This is a genomic window from Salipiger pentaromativorans, assembly GCF_024721115.1.
GTDB lineage: Bacteria > Pseudomonadota > Alphaproteobacteria > Rhodobacterales > Rhodobacteraceae > Salipiger > Salipiger pentaromativorans.
In genome coordinates, this window is sequence record NZ_JAMDHK010000012.1 from 33,687 (window position 1) to 59,692 (window position 26,006).

At 65.4% G+C, this 26,006-nt stretch carries 28 protein-coding genes; 14 read left to right on the forward strand and 14 right to left on the reverse strand.

Annotation, left to right across the window (positions count from 1 at the left end):
- Positions 1 to 54: 54 nt before the first annotated feature.
- The 3 genes from flaF to M4578_RS16840 are packed head-to-tail and all read left to right on the forward strand — an operon-like array spanning position 55 to position 2,041.
- On the forward strand, positions 55 to 432 hold the full coding sequence (gene flaF / locus M4578_RS16830) for a flagellar biosynthesis regulator FlaF (protein ID WP_258094456.1): 378 nt from the start codon (positions 55 to 57) through the stop codon (positions 430 to 432).
- The gene (gene flbT / locus M4578_RS16835) at positions 429 to 833 is read left to right on the forward strand and encodes a flagellar biosynthesis repressor FlbT (protein WP_258094457.1); all 405 of its coding nucleotides are present in this window, start codon (positions 429 to 431) and stop codon (positions 831 to 833) included. The genes flaF and flbT overlap by 4 nt, the downstream gene beginning before the upstream one ends.
- Entirely contained in the window at positions 767 to 2,041 is a 1,275-nt protein-coding gene (locus M4578_RS16840; RefSeq protein ID WP_258094458.1) for a DUF1217 domain-containing protein, read from the forward strand. The genes flbT and M4578_RS16840 overlap by 67 nt, the downstream gene beginning before the upstream one ends.
- A gap of 33 nt (positions 2,042 to 2,074) precedes the next feature.
- On the opposite strand, the gene M4578_RS16845 is transcribed toward M4578_RS16840, so the two are convergent.
- Positions 2,075 to 3,439, reverse strand: a complete 1,365-nt coding sequence (locus tag M4578_RS16845) for a FliI/YscN family ATPase (protein WP_258094459.1) — start codon at positions 3,437 to 3,439, stop codon at positions 2,075 to 2,077.
- 86 nt (positions 3,440 to 3,525) lie between these two features.
- Here M4578_RS16845 and M4578_RS16850 point away from each other — a divergent pair, with 86 nt between their 5' ends.
- From M4578_RS16850 to M4578_RS16890, 9 genes are read left to right on the forward strand one after another with little or no spacing between them, the layout of a single operon-like run.
- On the forward strand, positions 3,526 to 3,903 hold the full coding sequence (locus M4578_RS16850) for a FlgB family protein (RefSeq protein ID WP_258094460.1): 378 nt from the start codon (positions 3,526 to 3,528) through the stop codon (positions 3,901 to 3,903).
- 18 nt (positions 3,904 to 3,921) lie between these two features.
- The gene (gene flgC, locus M4578_RS16855; RefSeq protein WP_258094461.1) at positions 3,922 to 4,314 is read left to right on the forward strand and encodes a flagellar basal body rod protein FlgC; all 393 of its coding nucleotides are present in this window, start codon (positions 3,922 to 3,924) and stop codon (positions 4,312 to 4,314) included.
- A gap of 32 nt (positions 4,315 to 4,346) precedes the next feature.
- Positions 4,347 to 4,637 (forward strand): flagellar hook-basal body complex protein FliE, encoded by a 291-nt coding sequence (gene fliE / locus M4578_RS16860; protein ID WP_258094462.1) that lies wholly within the window; start codon positions 4,347 to 4,349, stop codon positions 4,635 to 4,637.
- A gap of 4 nt (positions 4,638 to 4,641) precedes the next feature.
- Complete coding sequence (locus M4578_RS16865) at positions 4,642 to 4,911, forward strand: flagellar biosynthetic protein FliQ (protein ID WP_258094463.1); 270 nt, start codon at positions 4,642 to 4,644, stop codon at positions 4,909 to 4,911.
- A gap of 1 nt (position 4,912) precedes the next feature.
- Positions 4,913 to 5,626: a flagellar hook-basal body complex protein gene (locus tag M4578_RS16870; RefSeq protein WP_258094464.1), complete on the forward strand. Its 714-nt coding sequence runs from the start codon at positions 4,913 to 4,915 to the stop codon at positions 5,624 to 5,626.
- A gap of 12 nt (positions 5,627 to 5,638) precedes the next feature.
- Positions 5,639 to 6,424, forward strand: a complete 786-nt coding sequence (flgG, locus tag M4578_RS16875) for a flagellar basal-body rod protein FlgG (protein ID WP_258094465.1) — start codon at positions 5,639 to 5,641, stop codon at positions 6,422 to 6,424.
- Positions 6,424 to 6,846: a flagellar basal body P-ring formation chaperone FlgA gene (flgA, locus tag M4578_RS16880; protein ID WP_258094466.1), complete on the forward strand. Its 423-nt coding sequence runs from the start codon at positions 6,424 to 6,426 to the stop codon at positions 6,844 to 6,846. The genes flgG and flgA overlap by 1 nt, the downstream gene beginning before the upstream one ends.
- A gap of 4 nt (positions 6,847 to 6,850) precedes the next feature.
- Positions 6,851 to 7,579, forward strand: a complete 729-nt coding sequence (gene flgH / locus M4578_RS16885; RefSeq protein WP_258094467.1) for a flagellar basal body L-ring protein FlgH — start codon at positions 6,851 to 6,853, stop codon at positions 7,577 to 7,579.
- A 10-nt stretch (positions 7,580 to 7,589) separates the two neighbouring features.
- Complete coding sequence (locus M4578_RS16890) at positions 7,590 to 8,108, forward strand: flagellar basal body-associated FliL family protein (RefSeq protein ID WP_258094468.1); 519 nt, start codon at positions 7,590 to 7,592, stop codon at positions 8,106 to 8,108.
- A 24-nt stretch (positions 8,109 to 8,132) separates the two neighbouring features.
- Here the strand turns inward: M4578_RS16890 and M4578_RS16895 are convergent, their stop codons facing one another.
- From M4578_RS16895 to M4578_RS16950, 12 genes are all read right to left on the reverse strand, one after another.
- Positions 8,133 to 8,567 carry a hypothetical protein gene (locus M4578_RS16895; protein WP_258094469.1) on the reverse strand — a complete coding sequence of 145 codons (435 nt, stop codon included), beginning with the start codon at positions 8,565 to 8,567 and terminating at the stop codon, positions 8,133 to 8,135.
- The gene (locus M4578_RS16900) at positions 8,564 to 9,658 is read right to left on the reverse strand and encodes an EscU/YscU/HrcU family type III secretion system export apparatus switch protein (RefSeq protein ID WP_258094470.1); all 1,095 of its coding nucleotides are present in this window, start codon (positions 9,656 to 9,658) and stop codon (positions 8,564 to 8,566) included. The genes M4578_RS16895 and M4578_RS16900 overlap by 4 nt, the downstream gene beginning before the upstream one ends.
- A 6-nt stretch (positions 9,659 to 9,664) precedes the next feature.
- Complete coding sequence (locus M4578_RS16905) at positions 9,665 to 10,432, reverse strand: flagellar biosynthetic protein FliR (RefSeq protein WP_258094471.1); 768 nt, start codon at positions 10,430 to 10,432, stop codon at positions 9,665 to 9,667.
- Positions 10,429 to 12,510 (reverse strand): flagellar biosynthesis protein FlhA, encoded by a 2,082-nt coding sequence (gene flhA / locus M4578_RS16910; RefSeq protein WP_258094472.1) that lies wholly within the window; start codon positions 12,508 to 12,510, stop codon positions 10,429 to 10,431. Before flhA ends, M4578_RS16905 begins: the two co-directional genes overlap by 4 nt.
- A 2-nt stretch (positions 12,511 to 12,512) precedes the next feature.
- Positions 12,513 to 13,181, reverse strand: coding sequence for a transglycosylase SLT domain-containing protein (locus M4578_RS16915; RefSeq protein ID WP_258094473.1), 669 nt, complete (start codon positions 13,179 to 13,181; stop codon positions 12,513 to 12,515).
- Positions 13,182 to 13,319: 138 nt separating this feature from the next.
- The gene (locus M4578_RS16920; RefSeq protein ID WP_258094474.1) at positions 13,320 to 15,515 is read right to left on the reverse strand and encodes a hypothetical protein; all 2,196 of its coding nucleotides are present in this window, start codon (positions 15,513 to 15,515) and stop codon (positions 13,320 to 13,322) included.
- A complete protein-coding gene (motA, locus tag M4578_RS16925) occupies positions 15,512 to 16,381 on the reverse strand; it encodes a flagellar motor stator protein MotA (RefSeq protein ID WP_258094475.1) in 870 nt (289 codons plus the stop codon). Before motA ends, M4578_RS16920 begins: the two co-directional genes overlap by 4 nt.
- A gap of 90 nt (positions 16,382 to 16,471) precedes the next feature.
- On the reverse strand, positions 16,472 to 17,572 hold the full coding sequence (locus M4578_RS16930; protein WP_258094476.1) for a flagellar basal body P-ring protein FlgI: 1,101 nt from the start codon (positions 17,570 to 17,572) through the stop codon (positions 16,472 to 16,474).
- Entirely contained in the window at positions 17,569 to 18,573 is a 1,005-nt protein-coding gene (locus M4578_RS16935) for a flagellin (RefSeq protein WP_258094477.1), read from the reverse strand. The genes M4578_RS16930 and M4578_RS16935 overlap by 4 nt, the downstream gene beginning before the upstream one ends.
- A gap of 10 nt (positions 18,574 to 18,583) precedes the next feature.
- Positions 18,584 to 20,044, reverse strand: coding sequence for a flagellar hook-associated protein FlgK (flgK, locus tag M4578_RS16940; protein WP_258094478.1), 1,461 nt, complete (start codon positions 20,042 to 20,044; stop codon positions 18,584 to 18,586).
- A gap of 37 nt (positions 20,045 to 20,081) precedes the next feature.
- Entirely contained in the window at positions 20,082 to 21,380 is a 1,299-nt protein-coding gene (locus M4578_RS16945; protein WP_258094479.1) for a flagellar hook protein FlgE, read from the reverse strand.
- A gap of 103 nt (positions 21,381 to 21,483) precedes the next feature.
- Positions 21,484 to 22,320: a flagellar motor protein MotB gene (locus tag M4578_RS16950; protein ID WP_258094480.1), complete on the reverse strand. Its 837-nt coding sequence runs from the start codon at positions 22,318 to 22,320 to the stop codon at positions 21,484 to 21,486.
- Positions 22,321 to 22,566: 246 nt separating this feature from the next.
- Between M4578_RS16950 and M4578_RS16955 the strand changes: the two genes are divergently transcribed.
- Complete coding sequence (locus M4578_RS16955; RefSeq protein ID WP_258094481.1) at positions 22,567 to 24,675, forward strand: YjbH domain-containing protein; 2,109 nt, start codon at positions 22,567 to 22,569, stop codon at positions 24,673 to 24,675.
- Complete coding sequence (locus tag M4578_RS16960; RefSeq protein ID WP_258094482.1) at positions 24,672 to 25,340, forward strand: YjbF family lipoprotein; 669 nt, start codon at positions 24,672 to 24,674, stop codon at positions 25,338 to 25,340. The genes M4578_RS16955 and M4578_RS16960 overlap by 4 nt, the downstream gene beginning before the upstream one ends.
- Positions 25,341 to 25,382: 42 nt before the next feature.
- Here the strand turns inward: M4578_RS16960 and M4578_RS16965 are convergent, their stop codons facing one another.
- Positions 25,383 to 25,994, reverse strand: a complete 612-nt coding sequence (locus tag M4578_RS16965) for a sugar transferase (protein WP_258094483.1) — start codon at positions 25,992 to 25,994, stop codon at positions 25,383 to 25,385.
- Positions 25,995 to 26,006: the final 12 nt, after the last annotated feature.

Genomic DNA, 26,006 nt, shown 5'->3' on the forward strand with positions numbered 1-26,006 from the left:
CTCCGATGCTTCTAGAGCCGATTTTCAGATGAAACAGAGTCAGAAGGTTCTGCCGTGAACGCCCAGATCATGGCGCAGCGCGCCTACGCCCAGAGTACCACCAGCACACGCACCGACAGGGCCATCGAATACGACCTGTTCGCGCGGGTCACCCATCGCATCAAGGCCGCCGCCGAAGCCGGCCCTAAGGCTTATCCGCAACTCGTCCAGGCGCTGTATGACAATCGCAATCTCTGGACCGCCCTGGCTGTGGATGTGGCCGATCCCAAGAACAAGTTGCCCACGGAGCTGCGGGCGCAAATCTTCTATCTTTCGGAATTCGTACAGACCCACACCGGCAAGGTCCTTGCGCGCAAGGCGCGGCTTGCACCGATTCTCGAAGTCAACGCCGCCATCATGCGCGGCCTCAGCGGACGGAGGGCAAAGAGATGAGCGGTCTTGTGCTGAAACTCGGCCCAAGGGAGCGGGTGCTCATCAACGGCGCCGTCATCGAGAATGGCGACCGCCGCAGTCGTCTCTCTGTCATGACGCCCAACGCGAACATCCTGCGTCTGCGCGATGCAATCCATCCCGAGGAGGCGCGCACGCCGGTGCGTAGGCTCTGCTATACCACCCAGCTTGTCCTGACCGGCGACACCGATGCGGACGAGGCGCAACCGCAACTCTTGCGCCACATCGAAGAGCTGAGCCGGATCCTGACCGATCCGGACAGCCGCAAACTTCTCACCACCGCCACAGAGGCCCTGCTCGACAGACAGTTCTATCAATGCCTCAAGGCCCTGCGCGCGCTCATCCCACGGGAGGACCGGCTTCTGGCCGCGGCAAGACAATGAGCTTCACACCGATGATTGCCGGCAACGGGCTTGTCGGCTGGCAAATGTTGCAGGCCACGCTGGAAACACAGCGCACCGCTTTCGACAAAAGCGCCGAAATCAGCCGCGAATCGGCCTATTTCCAGGAAAAAATCGGATCCGTGGGCTCGGCTGAAGAGCTTGTTGCGGACCGGCGCCTGCTCAGCGTCGCGTTATCCGCCTTTGGCATGGATGACGAGATCGACAGCAAATACCTGATCCGGCGGATCATCGAAGAGGGCACCGAAGCCGATGACGCGTTGGCCAACAGGCTGAATGACAGCCGATATGTTGCGCTGGCGAACGCCTTCGATTTCGAAAAGGTCACGACCTACAAAACCCAAAGCGAAGGTTTCGCCGATCCGATCCTTGCCGCTTACGAGGAACGGGTGCGCGCCAATCTCGACGCGACGCTCGCAGAACCGGCCTATGTAAACGATCCCGACTATGCGGCCCTGTTCAAGGCGCAGGTGGAGGAAAATCTCGAAATTTCGCGCACCTATTTTCGCGAAACGATTCCAAGCATCACCTCGGCCGAGGACCTGCTCGCCGATCCTGAACTCATGCAAGTCGTCCTCACCGCCTTCGATAGTCAGGACCGGCAGGGCAGTACAACGCTCTTGCGCCGGGTGCTGGAGGAAGGCACCAGCGACCCCACCGCGCTTGCCAATGTGCTGCGGGATGACAAGCTGGTTGCGCTGTCGGATGCCTTTGGTTTCGACGAGGCGGAGACGAGGACGGTTCTCCAGACAGAGGCCTTTGCCAGCAATATTGCGACGCAATACCGTTGGCAGCAGTTCGAAGATGCGGTGGCCGAGGTCGATCCCGCCATCGGCAAGGCGCTGCAATTCCAGCGCGCGATCCCCGACCTGTCGGCGAGTGATATCAGCGACACCGCCAAATGGTACAACGTGCTGGGCAGCACCATGATGCGCGGCGTGTTCGAAACCGCGCTGAACCTGCCAAACGGATTCAGCCAGATCGACATCGACAAGCAGGTCGAGACGCTGCGGGACAAGGTCGAATCCCGTTTCGGAATCAGGAGCTTCAGCGATCTGGAAGACGAAACAATTCTCAATAAGGTGATTCACGGGTATCTGCTTCAGGAGCAGATTTCGCAGAGCAGCGGCATCGGCTCGCAGCAGATCGCCCTGACGCTGCTCAGCACAATCCGATATCCGTCGACATGAGCCGGCGTCGGTGGCCTCTCATCTAGGCCAGCGCTAACGCATGCGCGAGGTTTTCGCCTTTTGCGCCGCAGGCGGCTTCACCCCCGAGCGGCGCAGGATCAGACGCAACCGGGTAAAGGCCGCATCCACCCCATGTGGCGACACCTCTCCCACAAACCCATCGAGATCGGGCCAGGCCCGGATCGCCTGATCCAGCACCGGATCTTCGCCCTCCCGGTAAAGCCCCGCGCGGATCATGGTTTCGGATCGCGCATAGGCCCCAAGCAGATGGCGCGCCTGAAGCAGAACGGCGTTTTCCTCATCGGTTGCCGCTTCGGGCAGGCTGCGCGAAACCGAGCGCAACACGTCGATCGCCGGAAACCGACCGCGTTCGGCAATCTCGCGGCTCAATACAACGTGACCATCCAACACGCCGCGCAGAATATCCGCCACCGGTTCCTCCATATCCGATCCGGCAACCAGCACACTGAACACGGCGGTGATGTCGCCCGACCCCGGCAGGCCCGGCCCCGCACGCTCCGCAAGACGCATGATCTGATGCGCGGTCGAAGGCGGAAACCCCCGCAGCGCCGGCATCTCGCCCGCCGCCACCGCCACCTCGCGATGCGCCTCGGCGAAGCGCGTGATCGAATCGGCAAGATACAGGACATGATGGCCCTGGTCGCGGAAATGCTCGGCAATCGTCATCGCCGCCAGCGGACAGCGGCGGCGCTCGAGCGGCGAGCGGTCGGAGGTGGCCGCCACGACAACGCTGCGCGCCATCCCTTCGGGCCCCAGAACAGTGTGCACAAAATCATGCACCTCGCGCCCGCGTTCCCCCACGAGTGCCAGCACCACCACATCCGCCGACATGCCCCGCGCCAGCGCCGCCAGCAGCCGGGATTTGCCCACGCCGGAGCCGGCGAAAAGCCCCACGCGCTGGCCCCGCACGACGGGCAGAAGCGTGTCGAAAGCGGCCAGCCCGGTGGGCAGCCGCGCGCCCAGCCCGCGCCGCTGCGCGGCGGGCGGCGGGCTGGCACGAAAGGGGCGCCGACGCGGCCCCGGGCTGAGCGGCATCTCGTCCAGCGGCAGCCCATACGGGTCGATCACCCGCCCGATCCAGCCATCGGACGGCGCCAGCGTCGGCGCCCCCATCACCGCCACACGATCCCCCTGAGACACACCGTCGGCCCCTTCGTCCGGCAGCATCGCGACCAGATCCTCGCGGATACGCAGCACCTCGCCGTCAAGCGGTTCTTCGCCACGATAGAGCCGCATACGGTCGCCGATACAGGCGACATGCGCCAGCCCGCGCACCCAAATCACCGTGCCATCGACCGAGCGCACGCGCCCCACCGCGCGCACCGGCTGCACCTGCGCGATGCGCGCGCGCAGCCCGGCAATCTCTCCCTCATCCATGCGTCCGTACCCTTCATCCGGTTCAAACCATTTCTAAAGGAATCACCGTTAAGCCTTGATTGAAGCCAATCGAGGGAGAAGCCCCGATGTTCCAGAACCTGGACGTTTTCAGAACCGCCATGGCGATGGCCCGTCATGCCGGCATGCAGCAGGCGCTGAGCGCGCAGAATATCGCGAATGCGGATACGCCCGGCTATCGCGCGCTGGAAATTCCCGACTTCGCGGCCACGCTACGCGATCCGCTTCTGGGCCAGCGCGCCACACGAGAGACGCATCTGAACGGGCGCGGCGCCGGTGCACTGCCCGAGGCGTTCGAACGGCGCGGCAGCGTCGATCCAAACGGCAACACCGTCTCGATCGAGGCCGAAATGGTCACCGCCGTGGATGCCGCCCGTGCGCATAATCGCGCGCTCTCCATCTACCGGTCGAATCTCACCCTGCTACGCGCCAGTCTCGGCCGCTGACCCGAAGGGAACACATCCATGAGTGCCTTTTCCGATGCCCTTGCCGTCTCGTCGAGCGGGCTGCGCGCGCAGGCCACGCGGCTACAGATCCTGTCCGAGAACATCGCCAATGTGGACACGCCCGGCTATCACCGCAAAACCATCCCCTTTGAGCTGACGGGCCGCGCCGAAACCGGGGTGCAGCAGGTCAGGACCGGTCGTGTCGATCTCGACCGCAGCGATCTGGAAAAGATCTACGACCCGGCGCATCCGCTCGCGGATGGCTCGGGGTTCTACGAAGGCTCGAATGTCGAGCTGATCATCGAGCTGGCCGACGCCCGCGAGGCGCAGCGCAGCTACGAGGCCAATCTGAAAATGTTCGAGCAGACGCGGCAGATGTCCTCCAGCCTGATGGAGCTTCTGCGCCGATAATCGACCCTAACCTTGCGTGACAGGAGACCAGAATGGACGTCCGATCGCTTTTTGCCGCCCAGAAATATGCGGCCCAGCGCCCCGCCACCGAACCGCAGCCCGGCACCGGCGGTGTGCAGGAGAAATTCATCAAGGCGGCAGAGGATTTCGCCGCGACGCTGAAAGAGGCCGAGACCACCGCCAAGACCGCGATGACCGGCGATGCCGATCCGCACGCGCTGGTGCAGGCACTAGCGCAGTCCGAGCTTGCGGTGGAGACCGTGGTCGCGGTGCGCAACAAGGTCGTCGAGGCCTATCAGGAAATCCTGCGGATGCCGGTCTGAGCCGATGCTGACCGAGGCCGTCTTCTACGACACGCTGCGCCAGGGGCTCTGGATCGCCACGATCACCTCGGTGCCGATCCTCACCGCCGCGCTGGTGGCGGGGGTGGGTGTGGGGCTTTTCCAGGCGCTGACCTCGATACAGGAGATGACGCTCACCTTCGTGCCCAAGCTGCTCGCCATCGTGGCCGTCTTCTGGATGTCGATGAGCTTCATGACCGAAACCCTGGTCGGCTTCTTTCAGGGCCGCATCCTTCCCATGATCACCGGAGGCTGAGATGGGCATCACCGATTACACCACGCTCTCGCGTCAGCAAGGGCTCCTGCGCGAGATGCAGATGATCGCCAACAACATCGCCAACGCGGCCACCACCGGCTATCGCCAGCAGGGGCTGGTGTTTTCCGAATACATCCGCACAACGGATGCGGCGGGAAGCGTCTCGATGTCCGCCGCGCATGTGCGCAACACCTCCTTTGCCCAGGGGGTTCTGACGCGGACCGGCGGGCAGCTTGATCTCGCCATCGAGGGCGACGGGTTCTTCCTGATCCAGACACCGCAGGGCGAACGGCTGACCCGCGACGGCGCCTTTGCGCAAAGCGCCGCGGGCGATCTGGTCACGCAGGACGGCTATCCCGTGCTGGATTCGGGCGGCGCCCCGGTCTTCATCCCGCCCGACGCCACCGATCTGGCCATCGCCCAGGACGGCACGCTCAGCAGCAATGGCCGGCCGCTGGGGCAGGTGGGGATCGTGCAACCGCTCGATCCGGGCGCGATGGTGCGCGAGGGCGGCGTGATGTTCCGCGCCGACGCAGGCATCGAACCGGCCGAGACACCCAGGGTTCTGCAGGGCTTCGTGGAAAGCTCGAATGTCGATCCGATCTTGCAGGTCGCCCGAATGATCGAAGTCCAGCGCGCCTATGAGATGGGGCAGAACTTCCTGCAGCGCGAGGACGAGCGCGTCCGCACCGCCATCAAGGCTTTCATCAAGTAAGGAGAGCAGACCATGCGCGCCCTGAAAATCGCCGCCACCGGCATGAGTGCCCAGCAGATGCGGGTCGAGGTGATCTCGCACAACCTCTCGAACATGAGCACCACGGGCTACAATGCCCGCCGGGCGGAATTCGCCGATCTGCACTATCAGCAGATCGCCCGCGCCGGCACGATCAACGCCGCCGATGGCACCATGCTGCCCACCGGCGTGCAGTTGGGCATGGGGGTGCGCCCCGCCGCGGTGACGATGAAGCTGGCGCAGGGGGCGTCGTCGCAAACCGGCGGCGATCTCGACCTCGCCATCGAGGGGCGGGGCTATCTCGAGGTGACGTTGCCCTCGGGCGATGCCGCCTATACCCGCGACGGCGCGCTGAAACGCAATGGCGACGGGCTGATCGTCACCTCCGACGGGCTGCCGGTCTCGCCCGAGATCGTCATCCCCGAGGACGCCAAGAGCATCTCGATCAATGCCGAAGGCGAGGTCTATGCCTATTTCGACGGCACGGTGCCCGCGCAGCTTCTGGGGCAGTTCACCCTGGTGGGCTTTACCAACCCCAAGGGGCTGGAGGCGATCGGCAGCAATCTCTTCACCGAGACCGAAGCCTCGGGCCCGCCGGTGCAGACCACCGCGGGGCAGGAGGGGCTGGGCACCTTCCGGCAAGGCTATCTCGAGGACAGCTCCGTCGATCCGGTCTACGAGATCACCGAACTGATCGAGGCCCAGCGCGGCTATGAGCTGAACTCCAAGGTCATCTCCGCCGCCGACCAGATGCTGGGCGCCACGGTTCAGGTGCGCTGATGCGATGGCTGGCACTTCTCCTCGGGCTATACGGCGCGCTTCCGGCACTGGCCGAAACGGTGGTGGTCACAAAGACCATCCGCGCGCAGGACATCGTCACCGCCGATGCGGTGCGGCTCGATCCCGCGCCGATCCCCGGGGCCTATGCGGCGCTTGGCGACGTCATCGGGCAGGAGGCACGGATAACGCTTTATCCCGGCCGGCCGGTGATGTTGGGTGCGGTGGGCGAACCGGCGCTGATCGACCGCAACCAGATCGTCGAGTTGGTCTTTGTCCGGGGTGGTCTGCGCATCGTCACCGAGGGCCGCGCCCTGGCGCGTGGCAGCGCCGGCGAGCGGATCCGCGTCATGAACATGGCCTCCCGCAGCACCCTCTTCGGCACCGTGACCGGCGACGGCACCGTGACCGTTTCCAATGAGTGACCGCATGACACCCCGATCCCTCTGCCTTCTCTGCCTCTTGCCGCTGCTCGCCTGCAGCCGGCTCGACCATATCGGCAAGCCGCCCAGCTTCACCCCGCAGCAGGACAGCCCCGAACGCGTCGCCATGGCCTATTCCGGGATGCCGACGGTGCTTCTGCCCGAACGCCCCACCGATCACGCCTCGCTCTGGAGCCGCGAGAAAAGCTCTCTGCTCGGAGACCGCCGCGCGATGAAAAAGGGCGACATCCTCACCGTGGTGGTCGAGATCGACGAGCAGGCGAATATCTCCAACAGCACTTCGCGCTCGCGCTCGGGATCCGAGAACCTCGCCATTCCGCAGCTTTTCGGCATCCCGCAGCGGCAGGACGAAAACCTGCCCCCGGGCGCGAGCATGGCAAATGCGGTCGATCTCAACAGCCAGGCCGCCTCGGGCGGCGACGGGCAGGTGCGCCGCACGGAACAACTGACGCTGCGGGTCGCCGCAACGATCACCGATGTGCTGCCCAACGGGGTGCTTGCCATTCAGGGCGCGCAGGAGGTGCGGGTGAATTTCGAACTGCGCGAGCTGCTGGTCTCGGGCTATGTCCGGCCCGAGGACATCACCCGCAAGAACGAAATCACCTACGACAAGATTGCCTCGGCGCGCATCTCCTATGGCGGGCGCGGGCAGATCACCGATGTGCAGCAGCCACGGATCGGGCAACAGGTGCTCGACGTGATCCTGCCGTTCTGACGAGGGTCTCATGAAGAAACTCCTGCCCATTCTTCTCGCCCTGATCGGCACCGCCGCCGGCACCGGTGCGGGGATCTTCCTCGCCCCCGCGCACGATCCCGCTCCGGTAGAGGCGGCACCCGCACATGGCGCCGCGGATGACGCCCATGGCGGCGGCGATGCCCATGCCGTTCCGGCCGCGGATGGCGGCCATGGCGATGATGGCGGAAACGAATACGCCAAGATGAACAATCAGTTCGTCATCCCCATCGTCGGCGACGCGCGGGTGCAGTCGCTGGTCGTGCTGTCGCTCAGCCTCGAAGTCACGAGCGGCGGCACCGAGCAGGTCTATGACCAGGAACCGAAACTGCGCGACACCTTCCTGCGGGTGCTGTTCGATCACGCGAATGTCGGCGGGTTCGAAGGAAATTTCACCGAAACCCGGCGGCTCGAACTGCTGCGCCGCGCGCTTTTCGAGGCCGCGCGGAACGTGATGGGCGCGGTGGTCGTCGATGTGCTGATCACCGAGATCGCGCGTCAGGATAACTGAAGCGGGCTGTCAGCGGGGCGGCCGTCACGGCTCTTCCTGCCCTGCGTCGTAACCCGCCAGCCGCGACAGGTCCTCGAGCCGCGCCTCTTCCTCCGCCAATCGCGCCTGCCGCCGCGCCAGCGCCTCGCGCTGTGCGACCTCTCTGGCGGCCTCGTCACGGGCAAAAGCCCGCCGCGCATGGGCGATGCTATGGGCCTGACGGGCGCGCGACAGGGCAATGTCGCGGTTGATCTCGCCCCGCCGCCGCGCCAGCCACCCCTGCCAAAGCGTGTCCGCGCCGATCAGCCGGCGCGCATCGAGCGACTCCCGGTCGGCGAAGGCGCCGTGGCGCATGGCGTCGATCCGGCGCTGTTCGTCCTGCAGCCGCAGCTCTTCCATCAGATCGCGACGATAGCTTTCCAGCGCCCGCTCGCGCAGCAGCGCGGTCACACGCAGAAGCGCACCGATGTCATCGGTCATGGCCGCCCTCCGCCGCGCCGGCGCATGTGGCGGCGCATGTCTTCGGCAAAGCGGATCGCCGCCGCCACCGGGCGGAACTGCTCGGGAGCGATCTGGTCGCCGATGGCCGTGGTCGCGTGCAGCGCCCGCGCCGTGGGCGGATCGGAATGGATCGGCACCCCGGCCTCTTCGGCGATCTCGCGGATCTTATGTGCGATTTCGTCCACCCCCTTGGCCACACAGACCGGCGCCTCTCCGGGCAAGCGGCTCCAGCGCAGCGCCACCGCGTAATGAGTCGGGTTGACGATCACCACATCGGCCTCCGGCACATCCGCCATCATCCGGTTCATCGCGATCTCCTGTGCCCGGGCGCGGCGGTGCTGCTTGAACATCGGATCGCCTTCGGCCTCCTTGTATTCGTCGCGCAACTCTTTCTGCGACATCCGATTGCGCCGCAGATGGTCCGCCCGCTGCCACAGGTAATCGAGCGCGCCCAGCGCCACCGCCACCAGCGTTGCGATGCCGAGCAACCGAAGCATCAGCTCGGCCATCAGCGCCACCGCCTCGCGCGCGGAGGCCCGGCCGATTCCGGCGATCTCGTCGAGCCGCGACGCCAGGAACAGGCCAAGAAGGACGGAGTAGAGCACGAGCTTGGAAAAGCTCTTGGCAAATTCGAAGAGGCCCCGGCGGCCGAACTTGTTCTTCGCATTCTCCACCGGCGACAACCGGCTGAGTTTGAACGCAAGCCGCGAGGGCGCGACCACCAGCCCCCGGCTGGCAAAAAGCGTCAGCAGCACCATGAGCGCGGGGACTGCCAGCCAGGGCAGAACCGGCGTCAGCACCTGCCCCAAAAGCCCGCCGACAGGGGCGGTCGCCATGCGGTCGAAAAACAGCGGCGCAAGCCGGTCGGGCCGTTCGATCAGCGGCAGCAGCGCGTCGCCGAAGCGCATGACCGATCCGCCGCCCAGCGCCAGCCCCGTCATCAGTACGCCAAGATAGGCGGCCGCGGTGAGCATGTCGGGCGAGCGCGGAATCTCACCCTTCTTGCGCGCCTCGTCGAGCTTGCGCTGAGAGGGTTCGTGGGTTTTGTCGCCGCCGTCCTCTTCTGCCATGGCGACCTACCGGAACGGGGCCGACAGGAAGCCGTCGACCGCGCTCAGCCAGACCGAAAGCATGATCGGCGCGGTGAGCAGCAAGAGCGCGATCGAGCCGAAGGTGATGACCGGCGCGCCGACGAAGGCCACCATGAGCTGCGGCATCGCCTTGTTGATGAAGCCGAGGGTCAGATTGTAGAGCGCCGAGAGGATGACGAAGGGGGCGGCAAGCGCAAAGGCGAGGGAAAAGCTGCGGGCGATCCGGTCGCGGCCTGCCTCGGCGATGGCGCCCGGGTCGGGGAGGTGCAGCGCCGGCAACATGTCGTAGGAGAGGATCAGGAAGGCGGCTGCCTTGACGTGAAAACCGGTGGTCATCAGCAATGCCAGCGCCGAAACGGTCAGGATATGGCCGATGGCGGGCATCGGATCGGCGGCGCTGTTGCCCAGAAGCTGTGCAAGCGAGGTCGATTGCGCGGCGATGCTGCCGGCGGTCTGCAACGCATGGATGAAGAGCCGCAGCCAGAGGCCGAGCAGAAGGCCGTTCACGCTTTCGGTCAGCACCGCGCGCGCAAGGGCGGCGAGACCGGGGGCGGGCAGAGCGATCTGCGCCAGCGCCGCGGGCAGGATCGCCGCACTGAGCAACAAGCTCAGCACCAGCCGGATGCGCAGCGAGAGGCTTTGCTCGCCCAGGCCGGGCAGGGTGGCCATCATCGCCGCCACGCGCAGAAACACGATCAGCCCGGCCCAAAGCCAGCCCGAAAACAGCGTGACGACGCCTTCGGGCAGAGTCATGCCGCCACCACGCCGACAAGCGACGGCCGCGCCTCGACACCGATTTCCTCGAAGGATAGCACCGGGTTGCCGATGCCCTTCGCCGACAGGATCGTGCGCAGGAAGCGGCGGCGCCGCGCGCTTGTGACAAGCGCCGGGAAAATACCGCGCGTGCCGGCCTGATTGATCTCGGCGGCAACGCCCGAGGTGAGCGAATCGAACATCTCGGGCGGCAGCGCCACATCGAGTCCGCCGCGCGCACCCTCGACCTGATAGGTGGAAAACATGTCTTCCCATTCCGGCGCAAGCTGGATCAGCGGGATCGTTCCGTCCTTGCGGCGCATCCCGGCAACAAGCTGGAAACCCAGGCGCTGGCGCACATGTTCGCAGATTGTCTCGGCGCTTGTCTGCTGGCCGCGCAGTTCCGCGATCGCCTCGAGGATCAGCGGCAGGTTGCGAATGCTCACCTGTTCCTCGAGCAGCAGGCGCAGCACCTGGTGCAGCGTGTCGATCTGGACCTTGTCCGGGATCAGCTCATCGAGCAGACGGCGGTTCGCCTCGGCCCGCGCGGGATTGCTGAGCGACACCATCTCGTCGAGCAGACGGCGCAGCGATTTCAGGGTCAGCAGCCGCCCGAAATTGCGTTTGATCACCTCGAGCAGATGGGTGGCGAGAACCTCGGTTGGGGTGACGATGGTGGCGCCGGTGATCGCCGCCCGGTCCTGATCTTCGGGGCGGATCCAGCGGGCGGGGGCGCCGTAGACAGGTTCGGTCACATCGCGACCGTCGGGCAGGCGACCCTGATCTTCGGGCATCAGCGCCAGCACCAGATCGGGGTTGAGCTCGCCACGTGCGATCTCGACCCCGTGGATGCGGATGACATAGCTGCCCGTCTCGAGCGCGGCGGAATCGGTCAGCCGGATCTCGGGCAGGATGAGCCCGAAACCCGACGCGATATGGGTGCGCATATTGGCGATGCGCACATCCAGCCCGGTGCCGGGGTCAAGCACCATGTTCACCAGATCCGGTGCAAACTCGACATGAATTTCATCCACATCCAGAACATCGCCGATGGGCCGGTCGCGCGGCGTTTCCTCGACCTCCGGCATCTCGGGCGCGACCGACTCGGCGGCCTGCTTCCGCACCATATAGACCGCCAACCCGCCCAGCACTCCGGCGCCAAGGATAAAGGGCAAAAAGGGCAGGCCGGGCACCAGCGCGAAAAGCGCCATGAGCACCCCCACCGTGCCCAGCGCCGCCGGATGGCGCGCAAGCTGTCCGGCCATGGCGACATCGGTTGCGCCGGTGGCCCCGCCCCGCGCCAGCAACAGGCCCGAGGCAATCGAGATGATCACCGCTGGGATCTGCGTTACCAGCCCATCACCGACGGTCAGGATGGCATAGGTCTCGAACGCATGGGACAGGGCCATCCCGTGGCCGAAGATCCCCATCACCATCCCCATGACCAGATTCAGCAGCGTGATCAGAAGCCCCGCCACCGCATCTCCCTTGACGAATTTCGAGGCGCCGTCGAGCGAGCCGAAAAAGGTGGTTTCCTGCTGCTCGCGCTCGCGGCGCAGCTTCGCCTCGGCGTGGTCGATGGCGCCGGCGGACATATCGCTGTCGATGGCGAGCTGCTTGCCGGGCATCCCGTCGAGGGCGAAACGCGCACCGACCTCGGCCATGCGCGCGGCACCTTTGGTGATGACCGCGAAATTGACGATCATCAACACGCCAAAGACAACGAGACCCAAGAACACGCTGCCGCCCATAACGAAATTGGCGAAACCCTCGATCACGTCGCCCGCCGCCGAGGTGCCGGTATGACCTTCGCCGATGATCAGCTTGGTCGAGCTGACGTTGAGCGACAGGCGCAGCATGAGCGAGGCGAGCAGAATGGTCGGAAAGGCCGAGAAATCGAGCGGGCGCTCGATGAAGAGCGTGACCGTGAAGATCAGGATCGCGAGGCCGAAAGAGGCGGCAAGTCCCACATCCAGCACCCAGGACGGCACCGGCAGGATCATCATCACGATGACCGCCATCAGCGCAACCGCCAGAAGCACCGTGGGTTTGAAGAGCCGGGGCGCCTTTTGCGTCATGCTCAGCTCCCCAAACCGGGAATGAAGGCGCGGCTGGTCGCCGCCAGCGGTGCCAGCGACCCGGGCGCGGCGGCACCGTCTTGTCTCAGCAGCGGGAAGGCGTTTTTCCGAGGCGTGGGCGGCACCTTGGCCAGGGTTATGGCCGGTCTCGAACGAAGCGCGGCACGCATCTCGCGATAGCGGCGCTTGTAGCGTTCCGCATGTTTCGGCGTCCGGCTGTGAAAGGCTCCTGCCGCATCCGTCCAGCCACCGGTTTCGGCATAAAGCCTTTGCAGGAACCGCGCGGCATAAAGCGCATTCTTCTCCGGATCCAGCATGTCGGAGACGGAGGCGAAGGCCCCGCCGTGCCAGCGATGGTTGATCTGGAAACAGCCGAGATCAAAGCTCTGCTCTCCCCTGGCAAGCTGCTCCGCTGCAAAGCGCTCTGCCTCCCGGCGCGTTGCGAACCAATGGCCTGTCCCCGCCGCGTTGACGGTCCACGGCCAGGGTTGGACGGCACCATCGACGCTGCGGCCGGTTTCGGAGCGCGTGATCGCCATCAGCACCTCTTTCGGTACGCCCGTCCGGCGTGCCGCCTCGGCCGCAGCCGTGTCGCAGGCCGTGGAGGGGATTGCCCCCGCCGGCCCGGCGAGCGCTGCCACAAGCCAGAGCAACCAGGCACCCGATACCATCCAGCGGCAACCAGCGCGCCTGACCAAGCCAATGGCCCTGTCGCTATCGGGGAAGATCATTCTGATCCACCATCCTTCTGAGATCATCGTCGTTATCGCTACAGGGCAGCGGTTTAATTTTCGTAAGCGCGACCCGGGTCAATCGCCGGACATCCGGGTGTCTTCAAGCAACGCACGCAGGGTGTCGCGTGTCTTTTCCCCCGATCCCACAAGGCTTTCGGCCAGGGCGAGGCTGGGCGCGCCGCCGGTGGGGTCGGGCAGATCCGACTGGACCAGTTCGGCAGTGGCCGCGAGCGAATCCGCCTGCCCGTCCAGCGCCGGCCAATCGCCGGCGAGCCAGGCGGCCGCGCGCGACTCTCCACTGTCTCCCAGTGTCGCATAGGCGGTTCGGGCATAGTCGAAATCGCCCATCATCCGCCGCGCCTCGGCCCGCAAACGCAGCACATCGTCACCCTGCAGCCCGATCAGCGCAATTTCCGCCGCCTCTGGTTCGGAACCTGCAAGGTGAATCCGCGCCGCCATCAGACGGGTCGCACGCGCCGCAGGATCTACCCCCTCGAGTGCCACCCAGCGCGCCGCCGCGCCCGAAAATCCGAGATCGAGGAGACGGCCGGCCACCGCCAGCGCCGCCTCCGGCATCACAAACCTGTCGAACCGATCCGCCTGTGCTACGGCCTGTTTCAGAAATTCCGTATCCGGCGCCTGCTCTGCCATCAACGCCAGCATCTCGGACGCGGCCTTGGTGCGGATCCGGTCCGGATAGTCGCGTTTTTCCCGGAAGGCCCGGGCGGCCGCATCGAACTCCCCGTTGGCGGCCAACGCCCGCAGATGTGCCAACCACAGCTCGGGGCCCTTCTCGGTCTGGCGCAGTTCGGTCGCATAGGTCCCGGAAAGCGCCGTCATCGTCTCATCGACCGGACGGCCCTGTTCCGTTGCAATTTCGATCACTTCGGCAACCGCGTCGGGCGCATACGGCCCGGGGCCGTGGGCAACCTCCTTCAGGACCGCCTGCGCCTGATCCACCGCGCCCTCCAGCCGGTCGATCTGTGCACCGCTATAAGCCATATCCTCGCTGTGTCCGCCGGTGGCCCGCGCCAAGCGCGACAGCAGATTCCGCGCCGCCTCGGCAGCCCCTTCCTCGGCCAGCCGCGTCGACAGACGTGGACCCAGCAAGGCACGCAGCGGCAGCGGCAGCGCCTCGAAACTTCGGCGGATCGCCTTGTCGTTGACCGGCGCATCCTTCGGCAATTCCACCGACCCGGCCAGTGCCCAGAGCGCCGCCGCACCGTCGCAACCGGTCTGACCGGCAAAGACCCCGGCGCGGTCGGGGTGCCCGTCGACAATCCCCGCAAGCGCCATCAACACCGGGTCGGGCGGATCGGGAGAAAGATCGAGCAGCGCGCGCGCCTCCGCGCCGAAGCCGACCGAAATATAGGCCCGGACCAGCGCGGTCAGCGCCTCCGGATCGAGCTTGTCAAACTCCCCATAAAGCCGGGCACGCAGATCGGGAACGGTTTCGGTCAATGGCTCCGTGCCGCCCCAGGAGGCAACGTCGAACAAATCGTCGGACAGGCAGGAGCTGCCTCCGATCCGGATGCGGGCCTGCGGGTCATGAAGGTCGGCCTCTGTGATCGCAGCTGCGATGCTGTCCTGTGCGGTAGGAACAATACTGCGGTCCGGCGCCGGGCCTGCTTCTGCTCCCGACTGCTCGTCCGCCGGTGGGGGACGGGAGATCTCCTGCAAGGCCGGGTCCAGCAGACCCTCGGTGGCGGCGGTGGCCAATTGTTCCGCCAGCATCCGCTCGAACACCCCGGGTTCGAGAGACGGCGCCACCTTGTCATCGTTCCGGAGCTGCGCGTCGGGTGGCGTTTGCAGGGAAAATTTCGGCAACAGAACATTCTCCGCCCGAGCCGGCCCGATGCCGGGATTGGCACCGATCCGCAGCCCTGAAAGCGCGGATGGTGCAGATGGATCGGCGGGGCGAAGATCGACCACCAGCATTCGATCCCGCAGCAGAAAGGCCTCGGCATCGCAGGCACAGCCGAGGTCGATGGTCATGCCTTGCCCGTCCGGCAAAGCGCTCAACCCGGCGACCCGTGCCCGGTCGATCCGGTCGAAGGCTCGAGACAGGTCGAACCGGTAGCCCGCCCGCCCGAACCGGATTTGCACCTTCCCGGCTTCGGTCTGGTCCAGCTCCCAGGCCGTGCCCGCGGGCACATCCAGCACCAGCCGGGTGAAATCCCCGTGTTCGCCCGAGCGCACCGGGATCTCCTGCGCAGTCGCCGGCCAGGCCGAAATCCAGAAGAGCAGCAGGCTGGCACAGATCCGGATCATGCCGCCGCCTGCTTGACCGATTTCAAGGCTTCCTCGAGATCCACAAAGCTTGGCCGGAAATGCGCGGGCGTGTTCTGACGCCCGACCTCGATGCAGATATTGGTGGCATGATTGTGCAGGTTCGCCACCAGAACCTCGCGGATCAGCTGGTAGAAATGCAGATCGTCCTCGACCACAGCCTTCACCTTGACCGCGAAGGGCCCGGCAAAGCCATAGGCCATGAAGACACCCAGAAAAGTGCCGACCAGCGCGCCGCCGATCAGCTTGCCCAGCACTTCCGGCGGCTGGTCGATCGAGCCCATGGTCTTGATCACCCCCAGCACAGCGGCCACGATGCCCAGCGCGGGCAGCCCGTCGGCGAGGCTTTGCAGCGCGTGGCTGGAATGCAACCGATGATGCTCCAGCGCCTCGAGGCGCTTGTCGAGCACCTCTTCGACCTGATGCGGGTCGTCGTAGTTCATCGACATCGAGCGCATCGTGTCGCAGATCAGTTCCACCGCGATCTTGTCGCCCTGGATCTTGGGGTATTTGGAGAAAATCACCGATTCTCCTGGCGATTCAACATGTTCCTCAATCGCGACGGGACTCTGCCGCGCCAGGCGGATCAGTTCGAAGAGCAGGCAAAGCAGATCCTTGTAATCGCCGGGCTTCCACTTCGCGCCTTTGAACACCTTGCCGATATCGGCGACCGTGTGTTTCACCACCCCTATGTCATTGCCGATCAGAAAGGTGCCCAGCGCCGCGCCACCGATGATCATCATCTCGAAGGGCAGCGCCTTGAGAATGATCGCCATCTTCCCGCCGGCCAGGATGTATCCGCCGAACACCATGGCGAAAATCACAACGATCCCGATGAGTCCCAGCATTGGGGCGACTCCTTCACCAAATTCGAGAGGACAGTATCCCGCCAGCGGTTAAGAAAGGGTCTGCGCCGGCTGCTTCCGCGCGAACCCGCGCTACATCACGACAAATTCCGCGTGCAGCGCCCCCGCCGCCTTGATGCTCTTGAGGATGTCGATCATGTCGCGCGGCGACACACCCAGCGCGTTCAGCCCGGCGATCACCTCGGACAGCGTGGTGCCCTCCGGAATTTCGGCCAGGCCGATACCGGGTTCCTCGATGATGCCGGCGGTGCTGCGCGGCACCACCACCGTCTGCCCCTCGGCAAAGGGATTGGGCTGCACCGCAATGGGCGTTTCCTGAATCCGCAGCGTCAGATTGCCCTGAGACACCGCCACCCGTGAAATACGCACATCCTCGCCCATCACGATGGTTCCCGAGCGTTGATCGACCACCACGCGCGCGCGCCGTTCCGGCTCGACCGGCAGATTCTCGATGGCCACAACGGTCCGTGCCGGGGTTCCCAGCCCGGTGCGGCGCAGATCGACCGACACCGTGCCCGCGTCGAGCATCTGCGCGGCGCGGTTTCCGATGCGCCGGTTGATGGCATTCTCGATGCGCGCCGCAGTGGTGAAGTCGGGCTCGCGCAGCGCCAGGCGCAGACTCGACAATTGGGTGAAGTCAAATTCCACCTCACGCTCGATCCGCGCGCCCGCGGGAATGACCCCCGAGGTCGGCACCCCCTGAACCACGCGGGCCGCATCGCCCTGGGCCTCGACCCCACCTGCGATGATTGTACCCTGCGCCACCGCATAGATCTGACCGTCCGCCGCGTTCAGCGGGGTCATGATCAGCGTGCCGCCCAGAAGACTCTTGGCATCGCCGATCGCCGACACGGTCACGTCGATCTGACTGCCCGCACGGGAAAACGGCGGCAGGCGGCCCGTCACAAAAACCGCCGCGACATTGCGTGGCCGAAACTGTTCGCCGGTGACATTCACCCCGAGCCGCTCGAGAATGTTCTGCATGATCTCTTCAGTAAAGGGCGCGTTGCGCAACCCGTCTCCGGTACCGTTTAACCCCACCACCAGCCCGTAGCCGACCAGATCGTTCGAGCGGACGCCATCGACCTCGACCAGATCCTTGATCCGGACCGATTGCGCCTGCACCGGTGACACCGCAAGAAGCAGCGCCAGGACCATGAGGGCGCGGATCATCTGAGGAACTCCACCAGGGACAGCCGCGAGGATCGGACGGTAATGGCATAAAGCGTCTCGAGCTGGGCGCGGGTGTTCTCGTATCGGGTGGCGGTTTCGAACTCGTCCGTGCCCACCAGCTCGAGCCGCGCCAGGCTGGTCGCCGTGCGCTCGGCGGAATTGCGCGTGGCGGTCTCTTCGATCCGCTGTTCCAGCGCCCCGAGCCCGGCACGCAGCTCGACCATGCTGGCCTGCGCGGTCTGCAGATCCAGCGCCGCGTTGGAAATCAGCCCGGTTTTGACGTCATCGGACAGGGCAAGGCTTTGATCGCTCGCCAGCGCCGCCTTGGCGACCGCCTTGAGCATGTCCCGGAAGACCGGGTCGTTGGCACGAATATCGACGTTTGTGCTGTCGGTCCGGCTGAGCTGCAACGGCGCCAGCGCGGTGTCGGACCCGAGATAGCCATCGGTTTCGAACCCGCCGCCAGCGCTGTCGAACCAGATGTCCAACTCCGCCTCGATCCCGGCAACCGTGGTCTGGCCGGCGAGAGCGACACTCAATTCCGCTATCAGAGCATCGCTGTCGATCACCGACGGGCTGTCGGTGGCGGTGCCGGAAAACAGGAACCGCCCCGCGACCGACCGGTTCAGCCCGTTCACCATCTGGCCCAGCGCGTTTTCCGCAGCGCCCGAGAGGGTCTGGAACATCTCTTCATTCGGGGTCAGCTCGACCGAGAGCAGAACTTGCGACAATTGTTCGGACCGGTCCTGGATCTCTTCGAGCGTGGTTTGCATCGTACCGGTCAGAAAGGCTGCCTCGGTCGTGTTCACGCGATAGGTTTCAAGCTGCGCCAGGCTGCGGTCGATGGCCACAAGCGCGGTGACATCGCCGCCCAGATGCGCCGCCGGATCGCTCACGAAACCGGTGGCGATCTCGGTGCCGAGCCGGTCGAGATCGCGGTTCAGCCGGGTCTGATGCGTTCGCAGCACCAACGTTCGGGCTAGATCGCCAACAGTGTCCATGAGGGCCTCCTCAGATAGTCAGAAGGGTCTGCATCAGCTCGTCCACCGTGCTGATGACCCGGGCGTTTGCGGCGTATTGCTGTTCGATGCGCATCAGATCCTGCAATTCGGCGTCGGTATCGACGCCCTTGGAAAGTTCCAGCTCTCTCAGCGCGGTATTCTGGGCGGCGCCGAAGCTCTGCTCGCCATCGGCGCGAAGGCGAGCGGCCGAGATCGCGGAATAGAAATCCGCCACATGCTGACCGAAGCTGCTGGCCCCGGTGCCAAGGCTGGTCGAGCCGGGCACCTCCAGGCTTTCCAGCGCATCGGAATAGGCCTGCAACAGCCGCGCATCGCCCACATCGCCCTGGCTGGCGGCCCCCAGCCCGTCGCGCAGCCGCCAGGTGCCGGTGCCGCCGGGATCGACAAGCGGGTTGAGCGAGATCCGGCCGGCGAGACCGGTTTCATCCAGCGCATCGAACGCCGCACCGCCATCGGTGAACAGCCCCGAGTCGGTCGCCGCCAGCGTGCTGTCGGGCCCACCCGGGGCAAAACGTTCGATGAGATCGCGGGCGATCCCGTCCAGCGCCGCCTGCATATCGGGGGCGACCGTGTCGCGGATCTGGAACTGCGCGCCAAGGGTCCCGCCGCCAAGCGGGCCCTCGTTGCTGCTGTTGACCGGCACCCCCCCGAGGGTGAGCCCCGACAGCAGCGCGTTGTCCAGCGTCATCCAGGCAGTCACAGGGTCCTGCGCGGTGAATCCGATCTCGACCGGCTCGCTGTGAATCGTCGGATCGAGCAGCACGGTGCCCGAGGCCGCATAGAGCGCCAACGCGCCATCGTCGCGCGCCACCGTCCGCAGCGGGACAATCGCCGAGATCCCGTCGATCACCCGCTGACGTTCGTCCAGCAGCGGCGAGGGGTCGCCGTCGCGCAGCGTTCGGTCAGCAATCGCGGCGTTCAGCGCCTTCACCCGGCCCAGCGCAGTGTTCAGCGTCGCGACCTGCCCAGCGATGGCGCGGTCCGCATCGCCCCGGGCAAGCTGGATCTCATCGCTGATCCGGTTCAGCGTGCCGGTGAAATCCTCGGCCGCCAGCGCCACGGATTGCAGCCGCTGCGTCGAAGAGGGATCGGAGGCCGCCGACAGCAGCGCGTTCTCGAAGGCCGAGAAGCGACCGGTCAGCGATCCGGCCGCATCGCTTGTCCCCAGCAGATCCTCGATCCGGCTGGCAAAGGTCTGCATATCCCCGGCAAACCCCGCCTGCGCGTCAGAGAGCCGCCGGTCGGAAAGCACCGCAAGATCGACATTGCGGCTGACCCTGTCGATGCTGACGCCGCCGGAGGTGCCCGCGGGCCGGGAGGAGAGATCGAGCGAACGCCGCCCGTAGCTTTCCGTCGTCGCATTGGCGATGTTCGAGGCCACCAGCGCGGCAGCGCGGCTGTTGGCGGTGAGGCCGCTCAGGGCGTTGGACAAAGCTCCGGAAAGTGACATTCAGCGGCCTCCCGTCAGGGGCCGATCCCGGGCGGGATCAGCGCTTGATATTGGTGGTTTCCTGCAGCATCTCGTCCACGGTCTGGATGACCTTGGCGTTCGAGGAATAGGCGCGCTGCGTCCGGATCATGTCGGTCAGCTCCTGCGCGATATCCGTCGCCGATTCCTGCCGTGCAAAGGATTTCACGGCGCCGGTCGGGCCGTCGCCCGCGTTCCACAGGAAGTAGGAGCCGCTTTCGGGCGAGGGTTTGAAGGTCGAGCCATCCACCGCGACCATGCCGTTGTAATTCGGCAGATCCGCCAGCGGCACCTGATAGAGAACGCGGCTTTCGCCGGTGTCGTAAAGCGCGCTGACATAGCCGTTCTCGTCGACCGCGACCGAGACCATATTGCCGACCGACGACCCGTCCTTGGTGATCGAGATCGGCGCGAAGCTGTCGGAGAGTTGCGACAACCCGCCGTTTTCCCCGACCGCGCCGATGTCGAATTCGATCGGGCCGCCCGCGACATCGACACTCAGCAGACCTGTCACCGGATCATAGGCGCCGCCCGAAACCACGGTCACCGCGGAGATGGTGCCGCCCGCCGCGCGGCTGTCGTCGAAGGTGACGACATATTCGCCGATCACCGCCCCGTCCTGCGCCGAGTCGGTCAGGACGATGGTCCATTCGTTCGACATGCCGTCGGCCGGAACCGTCGGGGTGAAGGTCATGGAAATGCTCTGCGACACCCCGAGATTGTCGAAATATTCCACCGACAGGTTGTGAACCTCTCCCGAGGAGCCCGCCTCCGTATCCGTCGCGGGCAGGTTGAGCGCCACCGAGACGGACGTTGTCGGGTCGCCGGTCAGGCTGAGGCTGAACTGCACCGGCTCGAGCCCGTCGATCGTGTCGCGCGGGTAAGAGGGAATGGAGCCGTCGAGATTGGCCGGCCAGCCCATCAGGTAATAGCCGGATTCGGTCGCCAGAAAGCCATTCTCGTCCAAGCGGAACGACCCGGTGGAGGTGAGCAGAAGATCGGGCTCGCCCGTGGCCTCGTATTCCGAGGCGGAGACCACCGGCAACATGCCCAGGCCGTCGACCGCGAGGTCGGTGGCGTTGCTGGTGGTGACGATCGCCCCGCCCTTGTCGATGAGGCGCAGATTATCGACCTGCGTGCCCCCGGCGGTGTAGGCCCGCTGCGAACTGCCGGACAGCACCAGCGCGGTGAAATCCGTCTCGACCCGGCGATAGCCGTAGGTCGAGGAGTTCGCGATATTGTCGGAAATCGCGGCCAGCCGGCTGGCATTGCCCGAAAGCCCCGAAACACCGGCATTGAGGGACGAAGAAATGGTCATGACACGCCTTTCTGCTGTCTCGATCAGGAATCTCGGAACAACAGTTACGGACCCCGGCTTAACGCGGCGCTAACAGCTAAAATGCAAACGATAACACGGCGGATCAGGAGGTTCTGAGGAAGACAACCTCGATGCGGTTGTTGCGCGGATCCATCGGGTTGCGCTCGGTCGGTTCACGGTCGGCATGGGCGGTCACGCGGTCGACCCGCCGTTTCGGCAGACCGCTGGACAAGAGCAGCTCGCGGAAGCGGTCGGCATGGCGCGTCGACACCTCCCAGGCGGGATCGCGGGCCAGGACGATGGGATAGGCGCCGACATGGCCCTCGACCGCCAGCGGGTTGGTCACCATGCCCGACACCCTCACGATCACCCCGGCCAGGGCGCGCAGCAGCTCGGTCGGGTTGCCCTCCTCGTCGAAAAGCCGCGCATCCTCGGTCTCGAACAGCTCCACGACAAGCCCCTCATCGGTGACCCGGGTCACGATATGGCGCAGCAAGCCGTCATCGACCATGCTTTCGCCGCCGCGGCCCATGAGCAGATCCTCGACCTCTTTCAGCGTCTCCTCGCCCTCGGCGGGATCCTGTGCGGCGCCGGGCGTGACCGCCCCGCGCGCAGCACGTTCCGAGGTCGGGCGCAGGCTGGTCGCGCCATGGCCCACACGCGGCAGGGTGTTTTCCGAGAACACGCTGTCGCCGCCCAGGCTGCCATCGCCGCCGCCCGACACCCGGCTGATCGCCACCGTCGGGCTGAAATAGTCGGCCAGCCCCTTGCGCTGCTTCTCGGTTGTCGCGTTCAGCAGCCACATCAACATGAAAAAGGCCATCATCGCCGTCACGAAGTCGGCGTAGGCGACCTTCCAGGCACCGCCATGGTGCCCGTCCCCGCCCGAGACCTTTTTCCTCTTGATGATGACCGGCGCGACATTGCTGTCGACAGCCATTTCCACCACCTCTTCTTACACCCCGGAGGCGGTTTTAAAGGCACAGCCGTTACATCTGGCTTAACGATTCAAAATGTCAGCTTAACGTAGCGGCAAAGACGTGCCGATTATCCCACAGCGCCGCCTGCCGTGGCTCGGGTGAATAGACAGGGCCGCGAAATCCGAATAGCTGTTACCCGAAGACGTTTTCATCACGAGGTCGGTTGCATGACGGCGGGGGCAGTATATCGAGCAGGGCGGATCGGCATGGCCGCCGCGATCGCGGGCCTTGTCGCCCTGTCCGGCGCCGCTGCCGAGGAAGCGATCCCCAGCTTCAACCTTTACGGCCAGCCCGGCCTCATCGACATGCCCACCGCCGAGATGGCGCCCGACGCGACGCTGGGCCTGACCTATGGGCGGGTTCACGACAGCAACCGCGGCACGCTGATCTTCCAGATCACCCCCCGGCTGATCGGCGCCTTCCGCTATACCGGCATCCAGAACTTCAACCACCCGTCCAGCGTCGACGGCGTCTATTACGACCGCAGCTTCGATCTCCGTTACCTGCTGTTCACCGAAGGCAAGATCCGCCCGGCGGTGGCGGTGGGTCTTCAGGATTTCATCGGCACCGGCATCTACAGCGGCGAATATGTCGTCGCGACCAAGACGCTGACCCCCGGGCTCAAGGTTTCGGCCGGTCTCGGCTGGGGCCGTCTGGGCAGCTACAACCCGATCGCCACGATCAGCACCCGGTCGAATGACATTCTGGGCACCGGCGGCGTGCCCACCTACGACCGCTGGTTCCGCGGCGATGTCGCGCCCTTCGCCGGGATCAGCTATGCGCCAAACGACCGGCTGAGCTTCAAGCTGGAATATTCCTCCGACCAGTATGACGAAGAAACTCGCTCGGGCGGGTTCGAGCACAGCTCACCGATCAACCTGGGCATGGATTACCGGCTGAAGAACGGCGCGCAGTTCTCGCTCTATTACGCCTATGGCAACACGCTGGGCGCTCAGGTCACCTTCCCGATCAACCCCAAGACCGCGGGCTCGCCCGGCGGCAACGAAACCGGCGGTCTGCCGGTCAAGCGGCGGGCGCCCGGAGATGCGCGCGACCTGGGCTGGACGATGGCGCTGGACAGCGCCGAAGCGAGCACGCAACAGCGCCTGATCAGCAGCCTGGAGCGCGAAAAGCTCGAGGTCGAAGGCTTTGACCTGCAACCGCAGCGCGCCACGCTGCGGCTGCGCAACCCCACCTACGGCGCCTCGGCGCAGGCCATCGGACGCGCGGCACGGGTGATGACCCGGGTGCTGCCCGCCTCGGTCGAGGAATTCGTCATCGTGCCCTCCGAGAACGGGATGCCGATGTCGGCGATCACCCTGCGCCGCTCGGATCTGGAAAATCTCGAGAACGACGCGGCGGTCGAGATGCTGGCCCGCACCAGCATCGTCGATGCCTTCGGACGGGCGCCGAAATCCGATCTCACCGAATATCCGAAATTCACCTGGTCGCTCACGCCCTATTATTCCTACTCGACCTTCGACCCCCAGAACCCGCTGCGCATCGACCTTGGCGCACGGCTGAGCGGCTCGGTCCAGATCACCCCGAACATCGTGCTGTCGGGCTCGGTCAAGAAGAAGCTGGTCGGCAACCTCGACCAGATCACCCGCGTGGATGAATCCAAGCTGCCGCGCGTGCGCACGAACTACGGCTACTACGCCCGCGAAGGCGACCCCGCGATCGACACGCTGACGCTCGATTTCTACGGCCGGCCGGGCCGGAACCTCTACAGCCGGCTGTCGATGGGCTATCTCGAAGAGATGTATGCCGGCGTCTCGGCAGAGCTGCTGTGGAAACCGGTGGACAGCCGCTTTGCGCTGGGGGCCGAGCTGAACTATGTCCGCCGCCGCGATTACGACCTGATGTTCGGGCTGCTGGACAATGTGACCACCGATCCCGTCTCGGGGATCAAACGCGAGATCCCGGACGTGAACGGGCATGTCTCGGCCTATTACGCCTTTGGCAACGGGTTCCACGGGCAGCTCGATGTCGGCCGCTATCTCGCCGGCGATTACGGTGCGACCTTCACCGTGCATCGCGAGTTCGCCAATGGCTGGCGGATCGGCGCCTTTGCGACCTTCACCGACGTTTCGGAAGAGGATTTCGGCGAAGGCTCCTTCGACAAGGGCATCCTGATCACCATCCCGCTGTCGGTCGGCATCGGCACGCCCTCGCGCCAGTCCAACACCACGGTGATCCGGTCGGTGCAGCGGGACGGCGGCGCCCGGCTGAACGTGTCGAGCCGTCTCTACGAGCAGGTACGGACCTGGCACGAGCCGAATGTGGCCAACTCCTGGGGAAGGTTCTGGCGATGAAGACCCGCGCATTTCTGGGCCTCACGGCCGCGCTCGGCCTCGCGGCGCTGGCCGGTTGCAGCAACGACCCATATTTCGTGAACCCGATCACGACCGTCTATGATGCTGTTTTCAAAGGAAAACAGAAACCAACGGCACTTACGCAGCAGCAGATTCTCCAGACCCTCGCGGCGACCGATCTGCCGGTGGCGTTTTTCGACGTGGCCGACCGGGACTCGCAGACCCTGCTGATCCAGATCGAAACCAACGGCCCTTATCGGACCTTTGCCACCGCGACCCGTCAGGCCGTGGTCATGCGCGACGGCATGATCACAGGCACACGCGGGCTCGGCGGCGATCTGATGTCGGTCGACGAGGGTCCGCTGCTCGATCTGGTGCGCGCGCGGGGCACCGGCGATGTGGTCTATATCCAGCGCTTCCTCACCCCCGAGGACATCACCGAGGTGCTGACCTATCGCTGCGGAGTCGAGCCGGACAAACGTGTCGATGTCGCGATGGGCCTGGTGAACACCCCCGCACAAGAAATGGTCGCGGCCTGCGAAAGCCCCGACGGTCCGCCCTTCGTGGATTATTATGTGGTGGATCCCTCCGGCCAAATCGTCGCCTCGCGGCAGTGGCTGGGCCGGCACATCGGCTATGGTGCGATGCATATGCTGCAACGCTGACGGGTCGCCCCCGGCGGCGCGACGCCCGGGGCAATGATCAGATCAGTGCAACGAGATCCGCCGCAGCACTGTCGCCGCCATCAGCTTGAGATCGTAGCACAGGCTCCGCTTTTTCGCGTAGATGAGATCGAGCTGCGCCTTGCGGGGCACGCAGCGGCGGCAATAGACCGCTTCGGTCTCTTCCTTGCTCTCGCATTCGGCCAGCAGCCGCTCTTCGGTGCGGTGAAAGGCCAGCGTCGCCAGGCCGGTCACGCCGGGCAGCGATTGCAGCACATCGGCATAAAGCTCGGGGAACATCTCGGTATAGCGGCGCAGCGGCGGGCGCGGCCCGACAAAGCTGATATCGCCCCGCAGGATGTTCCAGAGCTGCGGCAGCTCGTCGAGCCGGTAGCGGCGCAGCAGGGCACCGGTGCGGGTGATGCGGCCGGCCTTGTCGCCGCCCGACACGCCACAATCGTCCTTGTCCGGATGCATGGTCCGGAACTTCCAGAGCTGAAATCCCCGGTCGGGGGTCTTCATCCGTTCGGAAAGATACAGAACGGGCCGGCCGTCGCGGATCAGGATCATCGCCGCGATGACCCCGATGAGCGGCGACAGCAGCACGATCAGGGTCAGCGACAGGGCGATGTCCAGCAGACGCTTAGCCGGAGTCATGCGCCGCGCATC